The 26,228-nt window shown below is 55.2% G+C and carries 26 protein-coding genes; 19 read left to right on the forward strand and 7 right to left on the reverse strand.

Annotated elements, in window-relative coordinates; all coding sequences use genetic code 11:
• The first annotated feature begins 100 nt into the window (after positions 1–100).
• The 8 genes from BEN30_RS06655 to BEN30_RS06690 all read left to right on the forward strand — a co-directional run bounded on the left by BEN30_RS06655 (position 101) and on the right by BEN30_RS06690 (position 5,894).
• Positions 101–1,405 carry a polyhydroxyalkanoate depolymerase gene (locus tag BEN30_RS06655; RefSeq protein WP_069957561.1) on the forward strand — a complete coding sequence of 435 codons (1,305 nt, stop codon included), beginning with the start codon at positions 101–103 and terminating at the stop codon, positions 1,403–1,405.
• Positions 1,344–1,847, forward strand: a complete 504-nt coding sequence (locus BEN30_RS06660; protein WP_456085412.1) for a YcgN family cysteine cluster protein — start codon at positions 1,344–1,346, stop codon at positions 1,845–1,847. Before BEN30_RS06655 ends, BEN30_RS06660 begins: the two co-directional genes overlap by 62 nt.
• A gap of 81 nt (positions 1,848–1,928) precedes the next feature.
• Positions 1,929–2,642, forward strand: coding sequence for a M48 family metallopeptidase (locus BEN30_RS06665; protein WP_069957563.1), 714 nt, complete (start codon positions 1,929–1,931; stop codon positions 2,640–2,642).
• A gap of 36 nt (positions 2,643–2,678) precedes the next feature.
• Entirely contained in the window at positions 2,679–3,098 is a 420-nt protein-coding gene (locus BEN30_RS06670) for a secondary thiamine-phosphate synthase enzyme YjbQ (protein ID WP_069957564.1), read from the forward strand.
• A 134-nt stretch (positions 3,099–3,232) separates the two neighbouring features.
• Entirely contained in the window at positions 3,233–3,934 is a 702-nt protein-coding gene (locus tag BEN30_RS06675; RefSeq protein WP_069957565.1) for an HAD family hydrolase, read from the forward strand.
• Positions 3,935–4,121: 187 nt separating this feature from the next.
• Positions 4,122–4,307: a hypothetical protein gene (locus tag BEN30_RS06680; RefSeq protein ID WP_069957566.1), complete on the forward strand. Its 186-nt coding sequence runs from the start codon at positions 4,122–4,124 to the stop codon at positions 4,305–4,307.
• Between the two features lie 140 nt (positions 4,308–4,447).
• Positions 4,448–4,804, forward strand: coding sequence for a hypothetical protein (locus tag BEN30_RS06685; RefSeq protein ID WP_069957567.1), 357 nt, complete (start codon positions 4,448–4,450; stop codon positions 4,802–4,804).
• Positions 4,805–5,078: 274 nt separating this feature from the next.
• Positions 5,079–5,894 carry an MBL fold metallo-hydrolase gene (locus BEN30_RS06690; RefSeq protein WP_069957568.1) on the forward strand — a complete coding sequence of 272 codons (816 nt, stop codon included), beginning with the start codon at positions 5,079–5,081 and terminating at the stop codon, positions 5,892–5,894.
• Between the two features lie 170 nt (positions 5,895–6,064).
• Here BEN30_RS06690 and BEN30_RS18965 read toward each other — a convergent pair whose 3' ends face one another.
• The 5 genes from BEN30_RS18965 to BEN30_RS06715 form a co-directional block, all read right to left on the reverse strand.
• On the reverse strand, positions 6,065–7,660 hold the full coding sequence (locus BEN30_RS18965) for a TRAP transporter large permease (RefSeq protein ID WP_069957569.1): 1,596 nt from the start codon (positions 7,658–7,660) through the stop codon (positions 6,065–6,067).
• Between the two features lie 10 nt (positions 7,661–7,670).
• Complete coding sequence (locus BEN30_RS06700; protein ID WP_170826982.1) at positions 7,671–8,342, reverse strand: TRAP transporter small permease; 672 nt, start codon at positions 8,340–8,342, stop codon at positions 7,671–7,673.
• Between the two features lie 96 nt (positions 8,343–8,438).
• On the reverse strand, positions 8,439–9,437 hold the full coding sequence (locus BEN30_RS06705) for a DctP family TRAP transporter solute-binding subunit (protein ID WP_069957570.1): 999 nt from the start codon (positions 9,435–9,437) through the stop codon (positions 8,439–8,441).
• 332 nt (positions 9,438–9,769) lie between these two features.
• Entirely contained in the window at positions 9,770–11,134 is a 1,365-nt protein-coding gene (locus BEN30_RS06710) for a sigma-54-dependent transcriptional regulator (protein WP_069957571.1), read from the reverse strand.
• Complete coding sequence (locus BEN30_RS06715) at positions 11,134–12,996, reverse strand: sensor histidine kinase (protein ID WP_084005168.1); 1,863 nt, start codon at positions 12,994–12,996, stop codon at positions 11,134–11,136. The genes BEN30_RS06710 and BEN30_RS06715 overlap by 1 nt, the downstream gene beginning before the upstream one ends.
• 180 nt (positions 12,997–13,176) lie before the next feature.
• On the opposite strand from BEN30_RS06715, the gene BEN30_RS18810 reads away from it, so the two are divergent.
• The 9 genes from BEN30_RS18810 (at position 13,177) to BEN30_RS06755 (ending at position 21,601) form a co-directional block, all read left to right on the forward strand.
• Positions 13,177–13,956, forward strand: coding sequence for a hypothetical protein (locus tag BEN30_RS18810; RefSeq protein WP_139134893.1), 780 nt, complete (start codon positions 13,177–13,179; stop codon positions 13,954–13,956).
• 26 nt (positions 13,957–13,982) lie between these two features.
• The gene (locus BEN30_RS06725; protein WP_211563311.1) at positions 13,983–15,215 is read left to right on the forward strand and encodes a hypothetical protein; all 1,233 of its coding nucleotides are present in this window, start codon (positions 13,983–13,985) and stop codon (positions 15,213–15,215) included.
• A 14-nt stretch (positions 15,216–15,229) separates the two neighbouring features.
• Positions 15,230–16,687 (forward strand): hypothetical protein, encoded by a 1,458-nt coding sequence (locus tag BEN30_RS06730; RefSeq protein WP_139134894.1) that lies wholly within the window; start codon positions 15,230–15,232, stop codon positions 16,685–16,687.
• 91 nt (positions 16,688–16,778) lie between these two features.
• Entirely contained in the window at positions 16,779–17,528 is a 750-nt protein-coding gene (locus BEN30_RS06735; protein ID WP_456085413.1) for a PEGA domain-containing protein, read from the forward strand.
• Positions 17,529–17,604: 76 nt separating this feature from the next.
• The gene (locus BEN30_RS06740; RefSeq protein ID WP_456085414.1) at positions 17,605–18,678 is read left to right on the forward strand and encodes an SUMF1/EgtB/PvdO family nonheme iron enzyme; all 1,074 of its coding nucleotides are present in this window, start codon (positions 17,605–17,607) and stop codon (positions 18,676–18,678) included.
• Positions 18,675–18,827 carry a hypothetical protein gene (locus tag BEN30_RS18600; RefSeq protein WP_170826984.1) on the forward strand — a complete coding sequence of 51 codons (153 nt, stop codon included), beginning with the start codon at positions 18,675–18,677 and terminating at the stop codon, positions 18,825–18,827. Before BEN30_RS06740 ends, BEN30_RS18600 begins: the two co-directional genes overlap by 4 nt.
• A gap of 1 nt (position 18,828) precedes the next feature.
• Positions 18,829–19,596 carry a MotA/TolQ/ExbB proton channel family protein gene (locus BEN30_RS06745; RefSeq protein WP_069957578.1) on the forward strand — a complete coding sequence of 256 codons (768 nt, stop codon included), beginning with the start codon at positions 18,829–18,831 and terminating at the stop codon, positions 19,594–19,596.
• A gap of 47 nt (positions 19,597–19,643) precedes the next feature.
• Positions 19,644–20,657 carry a VWA domain-containing protein gene (locus BEN30_RS06750; RefSeq protein WP_069957579.1) on the forward strand — a complete coding sequence of 338 codons (1,014 nt, stop codon included), beginning with the start codon at positions 19,644–19,646 and terminating at the stop codon, positions 20,655–20,657.
• On the forward strand, positions 20,654–21,601 hold the full coding sequence (locus BEN30_RS06755; RefSeq protein WP_069957580.1) for a VWA domain-containing protein: 948 nt from the start codon (positions 20,654–20,656) through the stop codon (positions 21,599–21,601). Before BEN30_RS06750 ends, BEN30_RS06755 begins: the two co-directional genes overlap by 4 nt.
• Before the next feature lie 27 nt (positions 21,602–21,628).
• Here BEN30_RS06755 and BEN30_RS06760 read toward each other — a convergent pair whose 3' ends face one another.
• Positions 21,629–23,437: a SulP family inorganic anion transporter gene (locus BEN30_RS06760; RefSeq protein ID WP_069957581.1), complete on the reverse strand. Its 1,809-nt coding sequence runs from the start codon at positions 23,435–23,437 to the stop codon at positions 21,629–21,631.
• A 411-nt stretch (positions 23,438–23,848) separates the two neighbouring features.
• Between BEN30_RS06760 and trxC (BEN30_RS06765) the strand changes: the two genes are divergently transcribed.
• Positions 23,849–24,283 carry a thioredoxin TrxC gene (trxC, locus tag BEN30_RS06765; RefSeq protein WP_069957640.1) on the forward strand — a complete coding sequence of 145 codons (435 nt, stop codon included), beginning with the start codon at positions 23,849–23,851 and terminating at the stop codon, positions 24,281–24,283.
• Between the two features lie 54 nt (positions 24,284–24,337).
• On the forward strand, positions 24,338–24,772 hold the full coding sequence (gene trxC, locus BEN30_RS06770; RefSeq protein ID WP_069957582.1) for a thioredoxin TrxC: 435 nt from the start codon (positions 24,338–24,340) through the stop codon (positions 24,770–24,772).
• A gap of 58 nt (positions 24,773–24,830) precedes the next feature.
• On the opposite strand, the gene BEN30_RS06775 is transcribed toward trxC (BEN30_RS06770), so the two are convergent.
• Positions 24,831–26,084: a DUF1015 domain-containing protein gene (locus tag BEN30_RS06775; protein ID WP_069957583.1), complete on the reverse strand. Its 1,254-nt coding sequence runs from the start codon at positions 26,082–26,084 to the stop codon at positions 24,831–24,833.
• Positions 26,085–26,228: the final 144 nt, after the last annotated feature.

Consider the following 26,228-nt stretch of genomic DNA (forward strand, 5'->3'; position numbering starts at 1 on the left):
GGTGCACTGCAAAATAATGGTGTGATGAGCCACAAAATCAGGTACTCTTGGACAAATATCAAATTCGAACCGGGTTTGATTGAGGAAGTAAAAAACCAATATGCTCTATCATATTCACGAATTGCAGCACATGGCTTTGAGTCCTTATCGGGCTTGGCTTAAGGCGTCGCGCACCGCTTTGACTCCGTTTCAGCACACGGCCTATGCCCGCCCCATGGCGGCAGGGTTGGAAGTTGCGGAACGGCTGACGCGACGTTACGACAAGCCGACTTTCGATTTTGGTACCGTCAAGCTGACCACCGCAAAGGGGACCAAGGCCGAAGTCGTTCAGGTCCGTGAAGTCGTGGCCGATGAAACGCCGTTTTGCAATTTGCTGCATTTCAAAAAGGAAGGCGTCAGCGGGCAGCCGAAAGTGCTGTTGGCAGCCCCCTTATCGGGTCACTATGCGACGCTGTTGCGGGGCACCGTTGAGGCGATGTTGCCCGAACACGATGTCTACATCACCGACTGGACCGATGCCCGCGACGTTCCCCTGCATGACGGTGCGTTTCATCTCAACGATTACATCGAACTGATGATCCGCTACATCGATCTTTTGGGGTCCGATTGCCATGTCGTGGCCGTGTGTCAGCCGTCGGTGCCCGTTTTGGCGGCAGTGGCTGTCCTTTCGGCGCGCGCCGCCAAGGGTGAAAAGGCCGTTCTTCCCTCCACCATGACGTTGATGGGCGGTCCGGTCGACACCCGCGCTTGTCCGACGGCGGTGAACGATTTTGCCAAAGAACACGACATCAATTGGTTCAAAAGTCATTCGATCCATCGTGTGCCGATGGTCTATCCCGGCGTTGGCCGTCAAGTTTATCCCGGGTTTTTGCAGTTGCAGAGCTTCTTGGGCATGAACATCGACCGCCACATGAACGCACATGTCGATCATTTTTGGCACCTGTGCAAAGGCGACGGCGACGGCGCGGTTCAGCATCGTAAATTTTACGACGAGTATATGTCGGTGATGGATTTGCCTGCGGAATATTTCCTGGAAACCATTCAAGCGGTGTTTCACGACCATGCTTTGCCCAAGGGCGAGCTGATGTTTCACGGTGAAAAAGTCAACCCCGCCGACATCAAAGACGTCGCCTTGATGACCGTCGAAGGCGAATTGGACGACATTTCCGGCGTCGGTCAGACGGCGGCGGCACACACCATCTGTCCCGATATCCCCGAATCCATGCGCCACCAAATCGTACAAAAAGATGTCGGTCATTATGGTATATTCAACGGACGCAAATGGCGTGGTATCATCCAGCCGCAATTGGCGGAATTTATCAAAACCCATGGTGCGGTGAACAGTGCCCCTAAATCCAAGTCCAAAACCAACGACGCAACCAACATTGCCGCTTCGGCCGAATAACCCCCAACAAGACGGGGCGTTTTGGCGCGAAAAGCGCCTGCAAGACATGACGCCGGTTGAGTGGGAATCGCTCTGCGACGGCTGCGGTCGGTGTTGCCTGGAAAAACTTGAAGACATCGACACGGGTGAAATCAGCTACACCAATGTGGCGTGCGGTCTTTTGGACATGGAGACGTGTCGCTGCGCGCACTATTTTGAACGCAAACGATTCATGCCTGACTGTGTTGCGCTCACTCCAAAAAATGTAGCCGAACTGCGCTGGATGCCGTCCACGTGTGCGTATCGATTGTTGGCGGAAGGCAGACCTTTGCCCGATTGGCATCCCCTGGTGACGGGCGACGCCAACAGCGTCAAAGCGGCCGGCATGTCCGTCGAAGGACGCTGCATTTCCGCCATCGACATCGAAGACCTGGAAGACCATATTGTGGAGTGGCCTGAATAAGTTGGTTTTTATAAGGCCATAAAAATAACTCTATATAAATAAGCTTATTTATATGGCTTTGGATCTGAGGACGGCGGGGCTTTGCGCAAAACCCAATCTCTGCATACCCTTAAAATTGATGGCGAGGCCGTTCAGGTGGTGGTGCGCCGCCATGCCCAGGCGCGACGGCTCATATTGCGCTTGGATGAGCACGGTTCCGGTGCGGTGGTGACCATTCCCAAACACTCCAGTTTTGCAGAAGGCTTGGAGATGGCCCAGCGCAAATCCGATTGGATCAAACGGCAAATGGCCAAAGCGCCCCCTTCGGTGGCGTTTGGGGATGGCTCGGCCGTTCCCTATTTGGGTGAGCCCCATGTGGTGCGCCATGTGCCGCATGGGCGCGGTGTGCAGCGGATCGACGGTGAGATTTTGGTTTCTGGGCGCATCGAGCATCTCAACCGCCGCCTGACCGACTGGCTGAAGGCCCAGGCGCGCAGCACCATCAGCCAGCGCGCCCACGAAAAAGCGCTCCAGGTTGAGCGCCACATCAGCCGAATTTCCATTCGCGATACCCGATCCAGGTGGGGGTCTTGCGGCGCGAACGGCGCCCTGAATTTCAGCTGGCGATTGGTGTTGGCCCCGGAACATGTGCTGGATTATGTGGTCGCCCACGAAGTTGCTCATCTGGTGCACCGCAATCACGGGGCCGGATTTTGGGCCTTGGCCGCGACCTTGACGGATGATTCACTGGGACGATTGGAAGACGCACGGGCGTGGCTGAACGCTTTTGGTCGTACCTTGCATCGGTACGGATGAGCATCGATACGGTTGATTTAAGAGAAAAGGAAAAACATGCGGCAATTTTCGACCAGCCTGTCTGTACACACCAACCGCCAGGGTTTTTTTGAACTCACCAAAGACATCCGCGCGTGGCTTTTGGATACGGGCATCGAAGACGGTCTGCTGACGGTGTTTTGCCGCCACACCTCGGCCAGCTTGACCATCCAGGAAAATGCCGATCCGGACGTTCTTCACGATATAGGAACGTTTTTTAAAAAATTGGTGCCGGAAGATGCATCGCTGTACACCCACACCAACGAAGGCGCAGACGATATGCCCGCGCACATTCGCTCAGCGCTCACCGATGTCTCCCTGTCCATTCCGGTGGTCGCAGGAAAGCCGGTTCTGGGCACCTGGCAGGGGGTGTTTTTGGTTGAGCATCGAGCCCGTGATCACCAGCGCACGGTGGTCCTGCACATCATTGGTGAATAGGGCCAATGCCACTTGCCAATCAATCCCTGAGCTCCTACATAAACTTTAGCCTCCCCGCTACTTGTGCGTCATGGCGAAAAGCAAAGCGATGACGCAATCCACACGATGATGGCAAGTTCTGAACGGGAAAAGCGATGAAGATAAAAGCTCTGATTTTTGATGTCGATGGCACCTTGGCCGATACCGAAGACGCCCACCGTGAGGCTTTCAACGATGCCTTTTCCAAAGCAGGCTATGATTGGCATTGGGACCGGATGTTGTACAAGCATTTGCTTTCGGTCACGGGGGGCAAACAGCGCATCCGCTTTTACTTGCAAGAGAATCATCCAACATTTTTAGACCAAGACGATATCGACGACTTGATTTTGTCCCTGCACAAAAGCAAAACCGATTTTTTCATTCGCCGCTTGGAAAATGGTCAGGTGCCTCTGCGTCCCGGTATCGAAGCGCTGATCACCGAATGTCGGACCCGGGGGATGACCATCGCTATCGCCACCACCACCACGCCGGTCAACGTGGAAACCTTGCTCAAGGTGAACTTGGGAGCGGACAGCCTGGACTGGTTTGCCTGTATTGGCGACGGTGGCAAAGTGCCAGTGTTGAAGCCGGAACCGGATGTTTATGAGTGGGTTTTGAAAGAGCTCGGCTTGGCAGCAGACGAAACACTGGCCTTGGAAGACAGCCGCAACGGCTTGGTGGCCTGCCAGCGTGCAGGCGTGCCGTGTTTGGTGGTGACCAACGATTATACCCAAGACCAAGATTTTTCCGGATGCTTGGCGCAATGGAACAGTTATGAAGGCGTGAATTTGGCGGCTTTGCAGGCGCTGCGGGTGTGAAGAGGGGTGATGGGGGCGGGTGTGTCAACATCGTGTAACAGAGCTATGGTATAAACAATATATAGCGTGCATTTGACCCATAAAAAAGCGTGTAATCTCAAAGCAATGGGCCTATACTAAAGGACGTTCACCCTAGGTCCGCAGGCCAATCGAGCGACCCGCGGATCGCACCAAAAGGAGATCTGCAATGCGTGCTGCTCAGTTTGTGTTTGTGACCCACGATGCCCGTGTCTTGGCGATGGGTGAAGACGGTCTGCTTGAAGACGTGACGGAAGCCCGCGAGTTGCTCCCCCAAAGCGCTTTTGCCAAATCCGTTGAAGATGATCCCTTGGCCGACAAAAGACGTGAGCTGTTGAAAAGATTTGCATCCTGATCGCAAGCGGATCGGCCCTGAGCCTGCTGTTTGTGCTTTTGTTGTTCTGACAACGGATTACAATGGGTGTTGATCGGGAGCGGGGCCAGACGCAAGCGAGGCGTGCCAGTTGAATTTTGCGCTGGCGAAGGGTGGTTGTCATGAGCGATGCTGTGGAAATTTACGTCTGTTTTGAAGGTCAGGCCCTCAAAGACGGCAAGGTGGAGTACAGCCAGTCGATTGGCGATAAATATAGTGCCGAACGCGATGCCAAAGACCGTGTGAAGCGCAATCCGCTGATCCACAAAATCGCCTATTACAAGATCAACGATGAAGGTGACTTTCGTATATTTTACAGCTTCACCAACAAAGATCTGCACAATCCCCAGACCGTTATCCAAGAGCACAGCACCAAGCCAAAGCTGAAAAAGCCGCCCAAACGGACTTTTCTGGAAAAGCTTTTTGGCGTCGGCTCCGGTCAAAAGACCACTTTAAAAAGAAAAACGCTCAAAAAATGACGCGAGCCTAGCTCTTCCGCGACAAGCCATCGCGCGCAACTGCACTAAAAACTCGGATCAAAATAGGAGAAAACCTACGGGGCATAGCCAAATCGGCCGTGAATGGAGGGATGCGGGGTGTTGCGCTCAAACACATTGTGGCGTGGCAAATTAAGTATGATTATTCAGCAAAATGAAATGCATGTTTGTGCGTTTGAGTGTTGAGAAACAATCCGCAAAAGACTAGTGTAAAACGGCATTCGGGGGTGCCACCTCATGCAAATTGGAGACAAAAGTGCGCATTAAATTTTGGGGAGTTCGCGGCAGCGTTTCGTGCGCTTACGCAGATTTTCTCGAATATGGCGGGAACACATCGTGTATCGAGCTGGAAATTGCGGGTCGCACCATCATTTTGGATGCTGGGACGGGCTTGCCGTGGCTGGGCAACAATCTGTTAAAGCGCGGTGTGCGCAATATTGACTTGTTGATGAGCCATTTTCACAGCGACCACACCAACGGCTTCAATTATTTCAAACCGATTTACATTCCGGGTCATACCGTCAAGATTTATGCCGCCTTGAATTACGGTGAGCTGACGGTCGAAGATTTGATCCGTCGCCAATTGTCGGAAAATTTACATCCCGTGCAGTATGAACATCTGCCGTCAGATCTGGAATGCATCGGTTTTCACGCCGGGGACGTGTTTGATCTGTTCGAAGGCGTGCACGTCAAAACCTACATGCTCACGCACCCTTCAGGGTGCTCGTGCTATCGCATCGAAGCAGACGGGAAGGTCCTGGTCTACGCCACCGACACGGAGCATACCCCCGGCAAAACCGATGAAGGTCTGGTGGAGATGATGCGGGGCGCGGATTTGGTCATATACGATTGTACCTACACCGAACAAGACTTGCCTGAAAAAGTGGGTTGGGGGCATTCGACGTGGAACGAAGGGGTGCGGTTGTGTCAATTGGCGGGGGCCAAGCGGATGGCCATGTATCATCACTCCCCAGATTACAATGACGATGTTGTGCGCGCCATGGAAGCCGAAGCCCACGCCCAATGGGATGGCGCATTCGCCGCCAAAGAAGGCATGGAAATCATCCTTTAAGCGGGGCGGCACGACTTTCAGCAGCGGCCCACAGCAGACATCAAAAAGCCCCCATTCTTGGGGGCTTTTTAATGAGAATTTCACGCTACCAAAACGATCTTCAGGGGGGAGGCGAAGAAAAGTCTTGGCAAAGAAGTTGTGAAACCCTCGAAGGGGTGGTCCGCTCTGGGTCAGCGTGTCGTCAATTCAGGCCCCATCAAGGTGTAAGGGAGCCACGTGGACATGATCGGCACATAGGTGACGAGGATCAGAAACAAGAACAACACCGCCACGAACGGCAGCGCCGCTTTCACCACCTGAACAAGGCTCATGCCGGTAATGCCGGACGTTACGAACAAGTTCAGGCCAATGGGCGGGGTGATCATGCCGATTTCCATATTCACCACCATGATGATGCCGAGATGAATGGGATCGACTCCCAAGGTCATGCCGATGGGGAACACCACCGGGGCAACAATCAGCAGCAAACCCGACGGCTCCATGAACTGACCGCCCAGCAACAACAGCAAGTTCACCGCCAGCAAGAACGTGAACCAATTGAAGCCGACACCCACCATCCAGTCGGTGATGATTTGGGGAATGCGTTCAGACGTCAGCACATGCGCAAACAGCAGCGCGTTGACGATGATAAACATGAGCATGACGATGGTTTTGGACGAATCCACCAAGACCTTGCGGGTGTCTTCATGGACCAGGGCCGGGAAAAATCGCAGCGTGATCAAAGTCAGATTGCGTCCCCACACCGGCAGGCCCGACACAAACAAGAACGGGTTGGAAAAACCTTTCTTGAAGGGATAGCCGAACAAGATCACGGCAACGGGAACGAGCCCAACCAGGGCACGCGATTCAATCGGCGTATCTTGCATCAGGAAGAACGACAAAATGAGCCACACAAAATAAAACGACACCGCATAAACGGACGCCATGAAGCCGACCCGAACCGTGTTGGGGGCGTTTGCGGGAACCCAAGTCATTCCCTTCAGCGGCCCCATGTCACGATAGACAAAAAGGGCGATACCGCAGGCATAAACCGCTGCGACAGCTGCCGCTTCGGTGGGCGTAAACACGCCCCCATAAATGCCGCCGATGATGATGATGATGAGAAACAGTCCCCACCCGGCCTCTTTGCCCCCGGCGAGAAACTCGGAAAATCCAAGCCATTCCCCGGCGGGAAGATTTTTAACGCGCGCCATCACGTAAATCGCGATCATCAGCATCAAGCCTGCGACGGCCCCGGGGATAACCCCGGCCAAAAACATCCGTCCAACCGAAACGTCGGTCGCTGCCGAATACACCACCATGACGATGGAGGGCGGAATCAAGATGCCCAGAGTGCCGGCGTTGGCGATGATGCCCGCGGAAAATTCCTTGCTGTAGCCCACCTGACGCATGCCCGCGATGGCGATAGAGCCGATGGCAACCACGGTCGCTGGCGACGAGCCTGAAAGGGCGGCAAACAGCATGCAGGCCAAAACGCTGGCCATCGCAAGACCACCGCGAAAATGGCCGACGGTGGCGATGGCAAAGCGAATGATGCGCTTTGCGACCCCGCCCGTGGACATGAACGAAGAGGCCAAAATGAAAAACGGAATCGCCAGCAGGGTGTAATTCTGTGACGCGGTGAACAATTGCAATGCCACAGACGACATGGAATCGTTGGAAAAAAACGCGATGATAAAGAGGCTGGAAAGCCCCAAAGATACGGCAATGGGCACGCCTAAAAACAGCAGCACCAACACCATGACAAAAAGAATGATCGGTTCCATGGTGCGTCCCCTAGTCTTTCATTACGATTTTGTTTTCAGCTACAAGGTCTTCAGCCTCGTGGCTGGCGACGATCATGCCGCGTTCGCCACGCCAAATTTGCACGGTCGCTTGCACACACCGATACGCAAACAACGCCAGACCGAGCGGCAACATCAAATACGCCACCCAGCGCTGAACGCGTTCTTGTTGGCCGAACATCTCTTGAAACCACACCGGATAGCGCAAATCATCAAGACCGATCCCGGCGTTATAAAATTTGGTCCAGTAGACCAGAGCGCCGCCCTTGGTGTTGGCGCCAAAAAACTGCAGCCAGTCGGCCGACAGCAACACCACACCGTAGAGAATGCCGCACACCGCACCGAACAGGGCAGCCGTTTTAAAGACGGATTTGGGAAACAGGTGGATCAACGCGTCGACACCAAGATGCGAGCTGTTCTTGATGCCGTAGCTCATTCCGAACAAAATCATCCAGGCGAACAAGATGCGGGTGAACTCCAACGCCCCGCCCCAACCTGTATTGAATCCGTAGCGTGCAATGACTTGCGTAAAAGAGACGAGGGTCATCGTCGCCAGCAACAGCGCCAGAAAGTTTTCTTCAGCGCGTTGAACCCAAGCGGGACGAAACCGCTCGGCAACGAACAGCAGGCCCAACATGACCAAAATCACCAGCGGCATAACCATGGATAGATCCCCTCACCCCACCTGTAACAAGAAAGAGAAGTTGAGCGTAAAGTGCTCCGCCGTCCGGACTCCCATCCGGACGGCGGAACGTGCTCTTTAGTCGTTCGACGACACTGCGGCTTCGATCAAATCAGCCCCGATGTCAGCTTCGAACTTGGACCATACCGGCTTCATGGTATCGACCCAGGTTTTGCGCTGTGCAGGCGTCATTTCCCGCACGACACCACCCGCATTGATGATGTTTTGGCGGTTGGCAGTTTCTTTCTTGCCCACTTCGGCGTTGGCGGTCTGCGTCACTTCGTCGGCAATTTTCAAGAACTGCGCGCGCACATCGTCGGGCAGGCCATCCAGCCATTCCTTCGACGTCACCAAAAGATAAGCCAAAACCTGGTGGTTGGTTTCAGTGATGCCGTCTTGGACTTCAAAGAACTTCTGGGTGTAGATGTTCGACCAGGTGTTTTCTTGGCCATCCACAACGCCGGTCTGCAATGCGCCATAGACTTCTTTAAACGCCAGCTTCTGCGCCGATGCGCCCATGGCTTCGATCATGGCAACGGCCACGTCGGACGTTTGCACGCGGAACTTCATGCCATTGGCGTCAGACGGAACGTTCAGCGGCTTTTTCGCCGAAAACTGTTTCAGGCCGGAGAACCAGTAGCCTAAACCCTGGTAGCCGTTGGCGGCTGCAGCACCCAGCAATTCTTTGCCTTTGGGGCCGGTGGTGAATTTGTCGAACGCCGCTTGCTTGGAAAACATGAACGGCAGATCGAAAACGCGGTATTTGAGTGTATACGCTTCGAACTTAGACAAGGACGGCGCAGCAAGCTGGACATCGCCCAACAGCAGGGCTTCCATCACCTTGTCATCGTCATACAATGTGGAGTTTGGGAAAACCTCCATGCAGGCTTTGCTGTTCATTTCTTTGTTCACGCGGTCCGCCAACAAGGTCGCGGCGTCGCCCTTGGGGTGACCCGTTGCGGCAACCACGTGGGAAAATTTAATGACGATTTCGCCCTTGTCGCAGTCGGCCAAAGCGCTGCCAGCGGACGCTGCAAAAATGGTCGCAGCCATTGTGGCGATACTGATAAAACGCATAGTGGAAACCTCCCTGAGATTATTTGTTTAAGAGTTCGGTTGATGGTTCGAAGTCGAAAAGTCTTGAAAGTGAGCCTCTCCAAGTTGAACGCAACATCTAGGTCCGCCGACAGCCCTGTGCCGCCCGCGGGTGTGGATATGTACTCAAAACGCATGCCAGCCATGCACCATGAGGATAAAATGGGAATTAGGAATATGAATTCAAAGGAAAGATTTTTTTGCCGGCCCGGCGCGTAGTCCTGATTATGGAGGTACAAACAGTAAATATGTGCGGATTTCCGCACAGCATAATTTTGAGTGTGTGCGGATTTCCGCACAGATAAAGTCTGCGTTTAAGAGACGAAATCTTCCCGTTTCAGGCCATATTTTGTGAGCTTGTCATAGAGCGTCTTGCGCGGCACGCCTAAGCTTTCCGAGGCGCGGGTGACACAGCCGTTGTTGGCGCGCAGCTCCATTTCGATCATGGTTTTTTCGAAGCATTCAACCCGTTCATGCAAACTGGCCCCTTGGGCGCACGCCACCTGAGCCGCACCGCCATCACGGGCGCCGACATTGGGAATGGGCGGCAAATCCAAGACAAAACGTTCCGCAGCGTTGCGCAGTTCGCGGACATTGCCGCGCCAGCTGTGCTGCATCAACTGTTGGCTGGTGGCGGCGTCCAGCACGGGGCTGGCGCGGCGCTGGCGGGTGGCGGCGATGCCGGCAAAATGCTGGAACAAGCTGGTGATGTCGTCACGTCGATTGCGCAAAGGGGGAATGTTCACCGTCATGACGCTGAGACGATAATACAAATCTTCACGAAACCGACCCCTGTTGCATGCTTCCAGCAAATCGACCTTGGTGGCGGCGATGACGCGGATGTCTAAGGGCACAGATTTGTTGGCGCCCAAAGGTTCCACCGTGCGTTCTTGCAAAACCCGCAACAGACCCACTTGCAAATCCAAGGGCATGCTTTCGATTTCATCCAAAAAGACAGTGCCGCCCTGGGCGTGTTCAAATTTGCCGACGCGGGTTTTCGCCGCCCCGGTGAAGGCCCCGGCAACGTGGCCAAAAAGTTCCGATTCGATCATCGTTTCGGGCAGCGCGCCGCAGTTGATGGCGACAAAATGTTTGTTTTTGCGCGCCCCGAAATCATGCAGACAGCGCGCCACCAGTTCTTTGCCCGCCCCGGTTTCACCCATGATCAAGATGTCGGCGTCGGTATCAGCCATGGTGGTGATCTGGTCGCGCAATTGCACCATTGCCGAAGATTGCCCCAATAGCACGCTATCTACACCGGAACGGGCGTTCAGCTTGAAGGACAAGCGGCGGTTTTCCATGACCAGCCAGCGGGTTTGTGCGGCGCGCGACACGGCATCGATAAAATGTTCGGTATCAAACGGCTTTTCCAAAAAATCGAAGGCGCCATTGTGCATGGCCTCGACCGCCATGGACACGTCGCCATGCCCGGTGATGAGAATAACCGGAATGTCTTCGTCCAGTTCTTTGATTTTGGCGAGCAGTTTAAGGCCGTCCATGCCGCCCAAACGCACATCGCTGACGACCACACCGGGAAAGCTGCGCGACAACTGATCCAAGGCCTTTTCGCCGCAGTCTTCGGTTTCGGGGGCAAATCCCGCCAAGTCGAGCGATTGGGCGCAAGAGCGACGCACGTGCTCTTCATCATCAATGACGATTACGGGGGGTTTGTTGAGCATTAAGCGGTCTCTTGTTTGGCTGAATCGTGATTGGATCGGGCGATTGAAGCGTCCTCGTCTTGGACGAGGGGAATGTTAAAGGTAAACTCAGCGCCGCCTTCGGGCAGATTGTGGGCGCTCAATTCACCGCCGAATTCCTGGATGATGCCATAAGAAATGGAAAGACCCAAGCCCAGCCCCAGGCCAACGTCCTTGGTGGTGAAAAACGGCTCAAACAGATGTGAGATGACGTCATCGGGAATGCCGGGGCCGGTGTCGCGGACTTGGACAATGGCGTCCTTGGCGTCGATGATTGCAATCAAATCGATACGGCGCTGGTGGCTGGACGGATTGTTGGAATCAGGGGGACCCAACGCGTCGATGGCGTTGTTGATCAAATTTACCAGCACTTGTTCCAAGCGCACATTGTTGACCAGGACCCGGATGTCGGGGCCGGGAACGTCGATGTTCAGTTTGACGCGGTCCTTTTTAAGGCGCGGCTCAACGATGCGCATGGTGTCGTTGATGACCGTCTGCAAAATCTGTGGCGTGCGTTCATCTGAGCTTTCGCGGGCGAAGATTTTCAGGCGCAAAATGATGTCGCCCATGCGCTCGCTTAAGATGGAAATCAGCGACATATTTTCGCGGGCTTCTTCAAGGCGACCATAATCCAGCAGCTTTCCGGCGTTGCTGGCATATGATCGAATGGCCGTCAGGGGTTGGTTCAGTTCGTGGTTGATGCCCACCGACATTTGCCCCAAGGCGGCCATCTTGCCCGCCTGAACCAATTCGTTTTGGGTGCGCTTCAAATCCGCGGTGCGCATTTCGACTTGACGTTCCAGTTCCTGAGAAGAATTTTCCAGAACTTGGCGGGCGCGCTGCTGAACCGAAAGGGCGCGCAACAGCCCACGGCGGCGTTCAATCAGGCTGACAAAGGCGACGACGCCAAAGGTGATGACCAAGATGATGGTGCCTGCATAGGCCAAAGCGGTGTTCAAGATTGGCGAGGTGTTGGCCAAAATCCACACCTGCCATTCGCCATCATTAATGTCTTGGTGGGCCGCCAGGTAGCTTGGGCCATCGTGAGGAACGGGGCTGAAGGTGGCCTGCCATGGGGGAGCGGCGGTCGATATTTCAAACGGCAATCGGCCGATTTGTTTGTCGGCGTAACGACGATTTTGCCCCAGTTCCGCCAGGGCTTCGCTGCTGGGATCGCCGAGCGCGTTGTATAGCCAAGTGGGGCGCGACGCCAAAAACACGATGCCGGCGCGATCCGTGACGATGACTTCGTGGTCGGGCGCATTCCACCCAGTTTCCGCAGCCGCCACATCCACTTTGACGACCATGACACCGATGGTCGCGCCCTTCTTATTGGTGATGGCGCTGGACATGTAGTAACCACGCTGAAACGACGTCGTGCCCAAAGCAAAAAAGCGTCCCCGTCCAGTGCTCATGGCTTCTAGGAAATAGGGGCGGTAGTTGAAATTGCGCCCCACAAAGGTCACGTCCTGGTCCCAGTTGCTGGCCGCTAAGGTCAGACCGTTTGTGTCCAACACATAGGTGTCCGCAGCTTGCGACATGGTGTTGTAGCGTTGCAGCAACAAGTTCACGCGTTGGCGCAGGTCGGTATCATCGGGCTGTTCGAGCATGGCGCGAACGGTTGGATGTTGGGCATAAATTTCAGGCAATACCCTATATTTGCTGAGCAATTCTTCCAGACCCGCAACATAAAGGGTAAGCGTCTGGCTGGAACTGGCGTGCAGGTTTGTCGACAACCATCCGCGCATGCCCGCATACAGGCCATAAAACAAAATCGGCAAAAGCAAAAACCACACCAGCGTGGAGCGTCTGAAAAACCGAAGCTGTGAGGAGGCATCTGCCATAAGGGGGACTCTGTCTTGGAGTGATCGGGTTTCATTCTAGGCGTTTTGCCCGCTGTTCGGAAACCCCACGTGGGGACAAAAAAACTTTCCTTAAAGGTGGGGCTTGGATAGGCTTAAAAAGGTCTTATTTCAGTGGTTTGATAAGCATCAAGGGTTTACCATCAATTTGAGGTGTTTGCGGTGAGTTTGTTAAACAATCAGATGTTTGGGGTGCTGTTGGCCGGGATCGTTGTCGCGGGCTGTCAGGTCGTGCCTCATGTGGTTCACGCTCAGGACGGCGTTCCCTTATCGGATCAATTGCAGGGGACGGGTGCCCCGGCCACAAGTGCTCAGGGGGCATCGTTGGGCGCAGCACAAGACTGCACAGACGCCTCCGTCAACTACGAAGATGACCCCACTTTGACTCCGGCGGAAAAAGCTGAACGCATGAACCAAGCCTTGTTTCGGTCTTTGAGCCACTTTGACGCCTGTCAAAGCGCGGCTGAGGGCGGCGGCGGCGGTGGCAATGGTGCAGGCGGCGGCGGTGCAGGTGCAGATGGTGACGGCGGTGGAGCCGGAGCAGGCGAGGGCGAAGGCACCGATGGTAATGGTACCGGGTCCGTCGCCTCGACAGGCATGAGCGGCACGGAAAAAACGGCGGTGCCGGATTCAGGACAAAACGGATCTGGTCAAGATGGTACAGGAACGTCGTCCGATTCCGCCAACACCGGATCGGACACGTTGGAGCCCGGTGACTTTGAAAGCACCCAGGGTGAAGCCCCGGGGACCGGCGGAAAAGATGGCCCCAGCGGAAAAAATTTGGGCAACGGCAAAGTCCCTGAAGACATTCCCAGCGCCAACAATGACAGCGTTCTGGAAGGGCAAATCCGTCAAGCCGCGATGAACGAAACCGATCCCAAAATCAAAGCCCAGTTGTGGAACGAGTATCGAAAATACAAAGGTCTCCCGGCCGTTAAATAAGCAGAGGTCAAAAACCTAAGATGATAATGTTTAAAAAATTTACGGTTTATGTGGTGTGCAGTGCATTGATGCTGTCGGGGTGCGTGACGCCTTCTGGCAATGGCTCGGGCGCAAAAGTTGGTCCGCAGTTGTCTTCGCAAGTGAACCAAAGACAGGCCCTTCTGGCCCAAGAGGCACGACCCAAAATTGATGTCATCATTCCGGTGTTCGATCCCGGTTTGCCCGAAGACACCAAGACATACGCCGAAAATCACATCTGGCCGGAATTGCGCCGCGCCGAAGCCAACCGCTTCGCCGTAAAGCTCAAGGATGCGCTCGACGCCACCGGGGCCTTCGGTGCGGTGCGGGTGACGCCCGACAACACCGCCACCGGGGATCTTTATGTGTTGGGAAAAATTGTGAAATCAGACGGGGCCAACGTTGAAATCGCGTTGGACGTTATGGATATCTCGGGAAAATCCTGGTTTAGTGAATCCTTCGAACATGAAACCGACGCCGGCTATTTTCAAAACATCCGCAACAAAGGTAAAGACCCATACGATCCGGTGTTCGAAGAAGCCGCCCAATATTTGGTCGAAAAGCTGAGCAAAAAAGACGACAAAACGTTGGCAAATCTGCAAAGTCTGGCCGACTTGCGCTTCGCCGCCAGTTTTTCCGAAACGGCCTTTGCCCAGCATTTGAACATCCATGGCGACCGCGTTGAGCTGGCAAGTCTGCCCAGTGACAACGATCCCATGCTCAAGCGCGTCAAGGCGATCCGCGTGCGCGATCAGTTGTTCGTTGATCGGCTGCAGGGCAACTACCAAACCTTTTCGCACAAAATGGATGACAGCTACGCCATGTGGCAGGAACAAAGCCAGCTTGAAATTGCCGCCGAAAAAGAGGCCACCAGCAAAGCCCAGGGTCAAGCGGCATTGGGCATCTTGGCCATCGGGCTGGGTGTTCTGGCGGCTGTTTCAGGGTCCAAGTCCAATTCGTCAGCCGGGCGCACGGCGGGCATCACCGGGGCTGCGGTTGGCGGCATCGTTGGCGCGACCATGATCGGCAAAAGTTTTCAAACCAGCGACGAAGCCAAAATTCACCGAGATGCCTTGGTTGAGTTGGGTCAGTCCGTCGATTTGGAAATGGCCCCGCAAGTGGTCGCCTTTGAGGAAAAAACCGTGGAGCTGACCGGCGACGCCAAAGAACAGTTTGAGCAATGGCGGGCATTCTTGAAAAAAATGTACGCCTTGGAAAACACGCCCAACACCCGGCTTTAATTTTGGTGTCCAACATGTCCTCAATCGACCAGCAAGACAAACACCAAGACGGGCTGCACAACAAGCTCCAAACTGCCAGTCAGCAAGCTGCCAAAAAACGTTTGCAGGCGATTGCGTTGGTCGGCATTTTGGTGGTGGCCGGTGGTGCTGCTCTGGCGGGCCTGAGCCTCGTTGTGGGGGGGCGGCACGATACGCCTGCTCCGGCTTCCGTTGTCCAAGAAGCCCCCACAGAAGCTGAAATTACGGCCCTGCGTGAGGCCTTTAAAGCCGCCGTCAAAGCGTTTGAACATGACTTGGAAGCGGATGTGCTGTCGCCGCCTTTTGGCGTTTGGAATGCAGACGTCCAGCACGACATCAAAACCGCCAAGGCGCGCGCCATTGATCTGTTCAGCGGTGGCGACTACGCCGAAGCGGTACGTGAAATGGAAATGGCAAGCACCAAGGCCCGTCAAGAAATCAGCGCCATGAACGCGGCGTTTGAAGAGTCTATGGCAGCGGCGCAACAGGCTTATGCGCAAGACGCTTTTGATCAGGCCAAGCTGCACATCACCAAAGCCCTGAGCCTGCGCCCAACCTCAGTGGACGCGCAAAGTTTGGCGCAAAAAATTGATGCCCTGCCGCAAGTCCTGAGTTTGGTGAAGGCCGTAGAAGAGGCCCGCATCCAAAACGATGTGGAGGGGGAAATCAAAAACCTGCGCGCCCTGTTGGCGCTGGACCCAAACCGGGAAGGTCTGAAAGCGCGCCTCGATGACTTGATCATTCAAACCATGGAGCAACGTTTTGCCGGACATATCAAAAACGGATTGGCGTGTGTTGAAAAACGCGACCTGGCCTGTGCTCAAACTCACGGTGCAGCGGCGCAAAAAATTTTCCCCAACCGCAGCGAAGGTGCTTTGCTGGTGACAAAGATATTCGCCCTGTCCCAAGCGCTGAAAGTTGAACGCTTATTGGCCGATGCGGATGCAGCGATGAACAACGATCAATGGCAAAAGGCGCTTGGGCTTTTGCAAAATGCCAGCGCCATCGATCCCGGCCAAAAACGCATTCGTGATGGCCTTGAATTGGCGCAAAAGATAACCGTCTTGGATGCTCAGATGGATCGTTACCTGTCCGCCCCGGGACGCTTGAGTGCGGACAACGTCGCTGCGGGGGCACGGGCGGTGGTCAGCGAGAGTGCATCGCTCTCTCCGTCCAGTCCGGCGCTGTCCAACAAGGCGCAACACCTCAAAGATGTTTTGGCGGGCTATGCCACCAAAGTTTCCGTGCTGGTGCGTTCCGACAACCTGACCGACATCAGCGTGCGCGGTGTCGGCCAAGTGGGGCGCACAAAAGAACGTGCCATTGAATTGAAACCCGGAACCTATACCTTGGAAGGCATTCGCCCAGGTTATAAAGCGACGCTCAAAACCTTGGTGGTTGCCGTCGGCGCCAAGGACGTGAGCATAGAGGTGGTGTGCGATGAACAACTTTGACGGCGCGCTGAAAAAAGCCCAAGCCCAACAGCGATTGGTGTTTGCGCTGGGCGGCCTGGGACTGCTCATCGCCGTGTTGGTGGTGTTGGGGATGATCGTGTTCACCAATGGCACCACGGTCAAAGTGTTGCCCGAAGAGGCCGCTCAAGACGCGTCTTTGAACGTCGTTGAAGGTTTTGGTCTGAGCGTCGGCGATGCCGTCTACGCCATCGCCAGCGAGCCCGTCGTGCGCGTATCGGCAGCGGGTTTTAAACCGGAACAGCGGAAAATTTTATCCAGCGAAAAAGGCACCGCCGTAACGGTGACGTTGCGCGAGCTGCCCGGTCAGATCACCGCAACGACACAGCCGGAAAATCCAAACACCCAGTGGTCCATCGACGGTGATCGTGTAGACATCGCCCCGTCGCTGTCGCGCGCCGCCGAAGCGGGGGAGCATGTGATTGGCGTCAGCCATCCTTACTTCATCGATGCCAGCCAAACCATTGTCGCCAGTCGCGGCAGCACCCACACCTTGGTGTTCGACTTAGCGCCCGTACAAGGCCAGTTGAGTGTGCAGATGGTGCCCGCAGATGCCGAGCTGCGCATTGATGGAAAACCTGCCCCGCACATCCAAGCAAAACCAGGCGGCGCGTATCACCTTGAAGTCACGCACCCCGATTATGTGACCCTCTCCGACACCGTCGAAATCACCCAGGCTGATCCCAATGTGGAGCGCACCTATCGGCTGAAGCGAAAGTCCGCGACGTTGTCGTTTGAACTTTCGCCCGANGGGGGGGGAGCTGATTGTCGGCGGCGCCAAAGTCTTTGGCGATGGTCCGGTGCAGGTGATGTCCAAAGTTGAAACCTCCATTGCGTACTTTAAGCCGGGCTACTTTTCACAAACCCAAACGGTGACGCTCCAGCCGGACGAAACCAAAATGGTGAGCATTGAATTGCAGCGCGAAGTGGGCTCCGTCGAAGTGACGTCGCAGCCCATCGTTGACGTTAAGGTGAATGGTCAGGTAGCGGGCAAAACACCGCTCACATTAAAACTGCCTGCAGTGGCGCAAACCATCGAACTCAGCAAGCCCGGTTACCGCACTATCTCAAAAACGGTGACACCTTCAGCTCAAAAAACGGTAAGCGTGAAAGTTCAATTACAGACCGAATTGACCGCCCGGTTGGCGGCGGCTCCACCTCAATACACCAACAGTGCGGGCATCCGTTTAAAGCTGTTTCACCCAACGGACTTTAACATGGGCGCACCGCGTTCCGAATTGGGCCAGCGCGCCAACGAATTTCAACGCACCATCAAACTCACCAAGCCGTTTTATGCCAGCTTGCATGAAATCACCAAGGAGCAATATGCCAGGTTTAAGGCCAATGGCTCCAGCGCCGGCGCAGATAATTTTCCGGTGACGTCGGTGTCGTGGTCAGATGCGGCGGCCTATTGCAATTGGCTGAGCGCCAAAGAGCACCTGCAGCCCGTATATGTTTTGCACAGTGATATATTGGCGGGGGTGAATAAATCGGCGGATGGCTATCGGTTGTTGACGGAAGCCGAATGGGAATGGCTGGCGCGTCGTGCGGGTCGCAAAACACAGACGATTTTCCCATGGGGAGACAAGTCGGTCGTGCCGCCCATGAGCGGAAATATCTCTGACGAAAGTGCGCGCGGGCATGCGGATTTTTATGTGCCCAAGTACAACGACGGGCATGCTGAGATGGCCCCCGTCGGCAGCTTTCCGGCAGAACCATCGGGCCTGTTCGATTTGGCGGGCAATGCCGGTGAATGGGTGCATGACTATTATTCGCTGGAGCCGCCCAATGCGGGCGAGGTCGACGTCGATCCGTTGGGGCCGGACTATGGCGATGCCCATGTGGTGAAAGGGTCAAGCTGGCGGTCCGGCACGCGCACCGAATTGCGCGGCGCGTATCGGGACGGCTTGAACGGTACGCGCGACGACATCGGCTTTCGCATCGGCAGGTATGTGTATGGAGGATCAAAATGAAGCAGCGACCAGAAATCGTGAAAAAAACAATTGTTATTGTGTCCCTTTTTGTGCTCAGCGCCGGGCTGATGGGCATGGCCTATGCACAGTCCAAAGGGGGTAGTGATTTCAGCCTGAATTCTCCCGCCTCTTTTCCCGTGGATATTTGATATGACACCTATGATCAAAAGTCTCATTGCGTTGGTGCTGTCCATCATCGGCGTTCACTTGGTCTACATTGGCTACGTGCGTCCCGAAGCCCAATTGGCGCTGGAAGCCGCACGGCAAATGGGGCAATCCGCGCCCCGCGATCTGGTCGTGATTTTGAAAGATTACGAGCAAGAAATTTGCCTCATCTTGATGTTCTGGGGCGCGTTTCTGATTTTGGAAAAATGCGTCGCCATTTTAAAAGACCGCTACTTGTTCACCATCGATTTGCTGGACGGCGCGTCAGAACACGTTGAAGATTTAAAATCCGTGTTGAAGGCGCTGGGTGACTTGCCTGAGAAGGTCAGAGATACGCCGCTGGTGCGCACCTTGATGTCGAGCGTGCGCCGCTTCTTGATCACGTCGGACGTGCACAATACATCCGAAGCGATTGAATCGAGCGTGGAAACGCTGGCCGTCAAACAAGAGGCGGAAAACTCCATGATCCGCTATCTGATCTGGGCCATTCCGTCGATCGGATTTATCGGCACCGTGCGCGGTATCGGCCAAGCCTTGTCCATGGCCGACAAAGCCTTGGCCGGCGACATTGCGGGCATGACCGACAGTTTGGGCGTGGCGTTCAACTCGACCTTGGTGGCGTTGCTGATCAGCATCGGCTTGATGTTTTTGCTCCACCAATTGCAACGCTTGCAGGACGGCTTGGTGGTAGACACCCAAGCCTATTGCGAAACGTTTCTGCTCAATCGCATCAGCACCGTAGGTTCAAACTGAGACGGCGGCGTTCCATCGAAGGGTTAAATCTGGCCTTTTTGGACATCATGTCCTGCGGGCTGGGGGCCATTATTTTGGTCTTTATGTTGGTCAAGCACAACGTCGACAATTCATCCGTAGAAAGCGAGTTGCTCAGCGCCGATTTGAGCCGCTTGGAAAGCCAACAAAAGGCCTTGCGCGACAGCTTGGCGGAGGTGCAGGGGCAAACCGCTGCGGCCGAAGGCGGCGTCGCTGCCAGCTCTGCGGAAATTGCCCGCTTGAAGGCCGCCCTCGCCCAGCAAAAAGCGGCTAACGCCAAAGACATGGCGCAGCTGAAACGCTTAGAGCAAACCATCAAAACCACCGAAGTCGCCAAACCGGCAGACGTCATCGCCAAAGATTCTGTGGGGGAACAAAACTACGTTATGGGTTTGAAGGTCGAGGGCCAACGCATCGCCATCTTGCTTGATGCCAGTGCGTCCATGACGGACGAAAAACTGCTCGACGTGATCCGCCGTAAAACCGGATCGGACGCCGACAAACGTCAGGGACCAAAGTGGAAACGCAGTCAGGAAATTGTCAGATGGTTGTTGGCGCGCTTGCCAAAAGATGCCGACGTTTCCGTCATCGCCTTTAACGACAAGGCCAAAGTGATGGGCCCAAAAGCGTGGGTGCCAGCGCGCGATGCCAACGCCTTGGGGGCGATTTTTCAAAGTGTGCAAGCGGTGGTGCCCAGCGGCCCAACCAATCTGCAAAAAGGCTTGATGGAACTGACAGCCCATAAACCCAGCAACGTCTACATCATCACCGACGGCCTGCCGACGGATGGTGAATCCAATTACCGCAGCCTCAATCCGTTCGCCAGTTGCGGTTCGTTGCTGCGCAAAGCGACCACCATTTCCGGCGAATGTCGGGTCAAGCTGTTTCGTCAAACCTTGGCCGAAAGCGCGCCGCGACCGGGCGTGGTGGTAAACGTGATCTTGTTGCCCATCGAAGGCGATCCCGAAGCCTCCCCGGAATTTTGGGTGTGGACGGCGGACACGGGTGGATTGCTCATCACGCCTGCGGAGAACTGGCCATGAAAGCCAAACGCATTCCGCTGGAAATCTTCAGCTTATCGTTTTTGGACGTCATCTCGTGCGGTTTTGGCGCGGTGGTTTTGTTGGTGTTGGTGTCCAATCACGCTGACAGCATCACTTCGTCGAGCACAGAGCAGGCCGAGGCCGCACTGAACCAAGTGTTGAGCGCCGAAGACCAGGTTGAAGCTTTAAAAAAGCAGTTAAGCGCCGAACAAGATGCGCTCAACGCCAAGCAAATTTTGATTGCTCAAATGCAGCAAAGTGCCCAGCAAGCCGAAAGCCAATTATCAGACGACAAAAACCAAAATGAAAAACTACAGGCGAATTTAACGGGCCTTTCGCTGGTTGAAACCGCGCTTAAAAAAGCCGCCATTTCGCAAAGATCGACACTGGCGCGCGATGAAGAAGTCGGCGGCATTCCGGTCGACAGTGATTATGTGGTTTTCATCATCGATACGTCCGGCAGTATGAGGGAAATTTGGAACAGGGTGGCGGCGGAAATTGAAAACGTCATCAACATCCACCCCAAAATCAAAGGCTTTCAAATCCTCAACGACAACGGTGTGCATCTGGTTTCGGCCTATCAAGGGCAATGGATACCCGACACGCCTGCACGTCGCGCCGGGGTTATCAAATTGTTTAAAGGCGGCTGGAACAGCGCGTCAAACAGTAGCCCCGTCGAAGGTTTGGAAACGGCGCTCAAGCTGTACGCCAAGCCCGACCAGTCGGTGTCGATTTATGTGTTTGGCGATGATTATACGGGCTCGTCGTATGATCCGGTGATCGACACCTTGGTCCGTCTCAACACCAATAAAGTGACGGGCAAGCCCTTGGCCAAGGTCCACGGGGTTGGCTTTATGTCCAACTACACGACCAACCGTTTCTCGATTTTGATGCGTGAAGTGGCGAAACGAAACGGCGGAACGTTCTTGGCGCTGCCGCGCTGAACGTCCCGCCATAGTCGTGTGAAGTCTTTAAAGCGCGGCCAGTTTTTCCGCTTCGGCGACCGCCGACTGACATTCTTCAAACACATGCGCTTTGCAGGTTTCGCACATGCCCATTTTGCAGATCTTGTTGTACAAGGTGCGAATGGCATCGGACTTTTCGTCAAAGAAATGGTCGCTGTGAATTTCGCGCATGAAATGCATGTTGCAGAGCTTTTCATAAACACGCGGTTTGATTTCGGCAAAATAAAGCCCACCGCCCATTTCTTCCAAACGCTCGGCCTCGTGGTGGAGCATTTCCGCACCTGACAGATCGATGAAGTTCACCCCGGAACACAGAAGCAAGATGTTGGAGATGCCTTCTTTGGCGGTGATGCGCTGCAATTCGCCTTGGAGGTGATTGAGCGAGCCGAAGTAAATCGACATGTCAAAGCGAATGATCTTCAAGTTCGGGCATTCGCTGACCGGACGGGTGGAGGTGTCGACCAGATGCTTCTTTTTGTAAACCGGGTCATAGCCGGGGGCCAGCGAGGTGATTTCCGGATACGACGTGCGACCCAAGAAAATCAACAGCGACAGCAACACGCCCATGTAAATGGCGAATTCAAGTTCCATGAACAAGGTGGCGCCCAAGGTGGTGAGCAAGATCGAGGTTTCCGACTTGCTGGAGCGCAACACGTGAGCGATTTGTTTGAAATCGATCAAGTTGTAAGCCACCAGCAAAATCACTCCGGCCATCGCGCCAATGGGCAGGTACACAGCCAAAGGCGCAATCAAGACCACCACCGCCATCAAAATAAAGGCGGCAAAAATAGCGGACATGGGGGTTACGGCCCCGGCGGCGTAGTTGACGCCGGAACGCGTGAACGAACCCGAACCTGCATAAGATGACAAAAAACTGCCGGCAATGTTGGACAGGCCTTGGCCGATGAATTCCTGGTTGCCGTCGATGCGTTGGTGCGACTTCGCCGCAATGGAGCGGCTGATGGAGACGGCTTCGATCAGACCCAACAGGGCCACGGCGAAGGCTTCAGGAGCCAACATTTTGATCGAGGCGAACGAGATGTCGGGCATGGACAAGGGGGGCAGTTGTGCGGGGATCGCGCTGACCATCGCAATGCCGGCCGCTTCGCCGCCCAAAAGCTGTGCCACCACACCGCCAACCAAAAGTGAGATCAGCAAGTTGGGCAATTTGGGCTTTACTTTTTTGATGGCGACGGCCAGACCCAAGGTCACCAAAGCGGTGATGAGGATGTTGATATGGATCTGGTTGACTTGCATAGCAAGCTCATACCAGGTTTCCATAAAGGACTCGCCTTTGCCCACATGTACGCCCATGACGTTTTTCATCTGGCTGGTGGCGATCAGAACCGCAGCGCCAGCGGTGAAACCCACCACCACGGTATGCGAGACAAAGTTCACCAAAATGCCCAAACGCGCCAGCCCGAAGACCAACTGGTAAACCCCGGCCAAGAACGTAATGGTCAAAGCAATCTGCACAAATTCGGGGGAACCGACTTCTGCGTGGCGACTAACGGCGGAAAAAATGACAATGGAAATGGCGGTGGTCGGGCCTGAAATCAAATGTCGCGAGGAGCCAAACAGGGCGGCGATGATCGGCGTGATCATGGCCGTATAAAGACCGTATTGCGGCGGCAGCCCGGCGATGATGGCAAAGGCCACGCCCTGGGGCAGCACGATCACCGCACCGGTCAGGCCGGCCAGTAAATCAGCGCGGAGTGTGTTTTTATTGACCAGATGAAGCCAGGCAAAAAACGGAAAGAGGGCTTCCTTTGACGGACGATGAGACCAAATTTGCGAAAGGGCGCGTGCGACCATTGTGACAACCTCGATTAAGCCGGGCCATGCCTGTCCCGATTATTGTGGCCACTTCAGAGTTGTCATTTGGGGTGTCGCCGCCTGAGGGCACACGCCGCATGCGGCTCGCGGCCTTGCATGTTGTGACGGTGGTGTATAGTAGTTTTTTCGAATATTCAAGAGCACTCTTGAATGATCACAAAATTGTGCAATTGACGGGCGCTCTTGGGGGGCTGGCAAAAAACCTCACTTATGAGAAAATTGTGGCTAGAGCGTTGCGGAGGTGAATTGTGTCAACCTGGTGAAAAACGCGGCGTGGATTCGCGTGGTCTCAGGGCCAGCTGAAGAAACCGTCTAGAGGCTTGCGGGTCGTCGTTTCGAGCTTATCTTTGGGTGATCAATCCCCGTCCCGCCTACATTTTGGTGATCATGATGCCCGACACATTTCACGCCGTTTGCCCCCACTGCTCCACGACAAATCGCCTGCCCAAGTCCAGGCCCGCTTCGGCGGCGAAGTGCGGCAAGTGTGGTGCGCGCATGTTCGAAGGGGCTCCCTTAGCGCTGACAGGCAAAACCTTTCAACGCCACATCGCTTCGAACGACATCCCTTTGGTGGTGGATTTTTGGGCGGATTGGTGCGGTCCATGCAAAATGATGGCCCCGGAATTCGCCAAGGTCGCCGCTGCATTGGAGCCCCTGGCCCGGTTTGCCAAGGTTGATACGGAAGCCGAACAGGCCATCGCCGCACAATTCGGTATCCGCAGCATTCCAACGTTGATTGTGTTCAAGGGCGGAAAAGAAATTGCCCGTCAGGCTGGTGCGATGCCCGCCGAACAGTTAAAAGCCTGGGTGGGGCAATTCACCTAACGCGTCTATCTGAGACACTTCGTACCTGAATCACTTAACACCTGAGACCCAGAAATGCCTGAAACCCAACAAACGGCCTGCGCAAAATGCTCAACAACAACCCGCTTTTTTCCATCCATGCCGGCAGAGGCTATCAAGTGTGGGCAATGTGGTGAAAAGCTTTTTGACGGCCAACCCATCGATCTGACGGGGGAAACCTTTCACCATCATCTCTCCACCAACGAGATCCCGGTGGTGGTTGATTTCTGGGCCGAATGGTGCGCGCCGTGCAAAATGATCGCCCCGGAAATTATCAAGGCTGCCCACGAACTGGAGCCGCATGTCCGTTTTGCCAAAGTCGATACGGACGAAGAGCAAAAACTTGCAGGCCATAATGGTATCCGCGGCTTTCCGACCTTGGTTATTTATAAAGGGGGCCGAGAAGTGGCTCGCCATGCCGGAGCCATGTCCACCGGACAGATCAAAACCTGGGTGCGGGAATTTCTTTAAAAGCCCCAATTTCCATTTTGGATGCTGGTGACAAGTTGCTGCCCGTTGTGCGCTGACCTCAGTCGAGCACCAATGACAACAGGCCGTCCGCCAACTTGGGTTCGAACCAGGTTGATTTTGGCGGCATGATCTGGTCGGCATCGGCCACCGCCATCAAATCACTCAGACTCGTTGGAAACATCGAAAACGCGCAGGCCCATTCACCGCCATCAACGCGGCTGGCCAGCCCGTCCAAGCCGCGCGCGCCACCGACGAAATCGATGCGGTTATCGGTGCGTGGATCGCCGATGCCGAGAAGGGGCGCCAGCACATGGTCCGTGAGCAGGCTGACATCGAGGCGCGCCACCGGGTCGGCATCGTCACCCGGCGGGTTTTTCAACGCCATGCCATACCAGCGCCCATCGAGATAAAGCCCAAACGACGCCGGGTGTGCGGGCCGCACGGGTTGGTCCGCAGGTGTGACGAGGAACGCGTCTTCAAGCCGCGCCAGGAAACCCGCGCTATCTAAGCCGTTGAGGTCTTTGACGACGCGGTTGTAGTCGAGGATCATCACTTCGTCATCGGGAAAGCTCACCGATAGAAACGATTCGTGTGAGGCGTTTGGAGACCCGTTTTCGCCGCGGCGTTTTGCCGCAACCCGTAATGCTGCGGCGCTGCGATGATGGCCGTCCGCGACGTAAAGGGCGTCCATGGCGGTGAAGATGTCCTGGATGAGTTTGAGGGTTGCGGCGTCCCCAACGCCCCAAACCTGGTGGCGGACACCGTCGCCGTGATCGGCCTCGAGAAGCGGCGGTTTGACCGTGACGTCAGCGTAGATCGCCGCAAGTTCGGCGTTGGCGCGATAGGTCAGGAAAACCGGCCCGGTTTGTGCGTTCACGGCTTCAATCTGACGCACGCGATCGTCTTCTTTGGTGGGGCGGGTCAGTTCGTGCTTTTTAATCTGACCATCTTCATAGGCGCAAACGCTGGCGGCGCCGACGATGCCCGTCTGCACATGCTGGCCCATGGTGGCGCGGTAGACGTAATATTGGGGTGCGGCTTCCCGCACCAGCACGCCGGCGTCGATCATTTTTTGCAAATTTTTTCCGGCCTGGGCATAGACGGCGGGAGAATAGGGATCGGTGTCGTCGCTCAAATCGATCTCGGCGCGGGACACATGCAGGAAACTCCAGGGTTTACCCGTTGCCATTTTGCGGGCCTCGGGCGTGCTCATCACGTCATAGGGCGGGGCCGCGACCTCGGCCTCCCGGCCAACGGCGGGGCGAAGGGCGGCGAAGGGGCGGATGAGCGGGGCGCCGTGTCGATCGGCCATGGTGTTATCCTTGTCGGTTGGAATCGGGGTCGGTTAGAATCGGGACTTTGATCAATCATACACTGCGCCCGGAAGACAGATCAAAGTCTGTCTCTCATATAGCCGCCTCGACGAACCCCTTAAACCCCAAATCAAAAGGATCGC

The organism is Magnetovibrio blakemorei (assembly GCF_001746755.1).
Classification (GTDB): domain Bacteria; phylum Pseudomonadota; class Alphaproteobacteria; order Rhodospirillales; family Magnetovibrionaceae; genus Magnetovibrio; species Magnetovibrio blakemorei.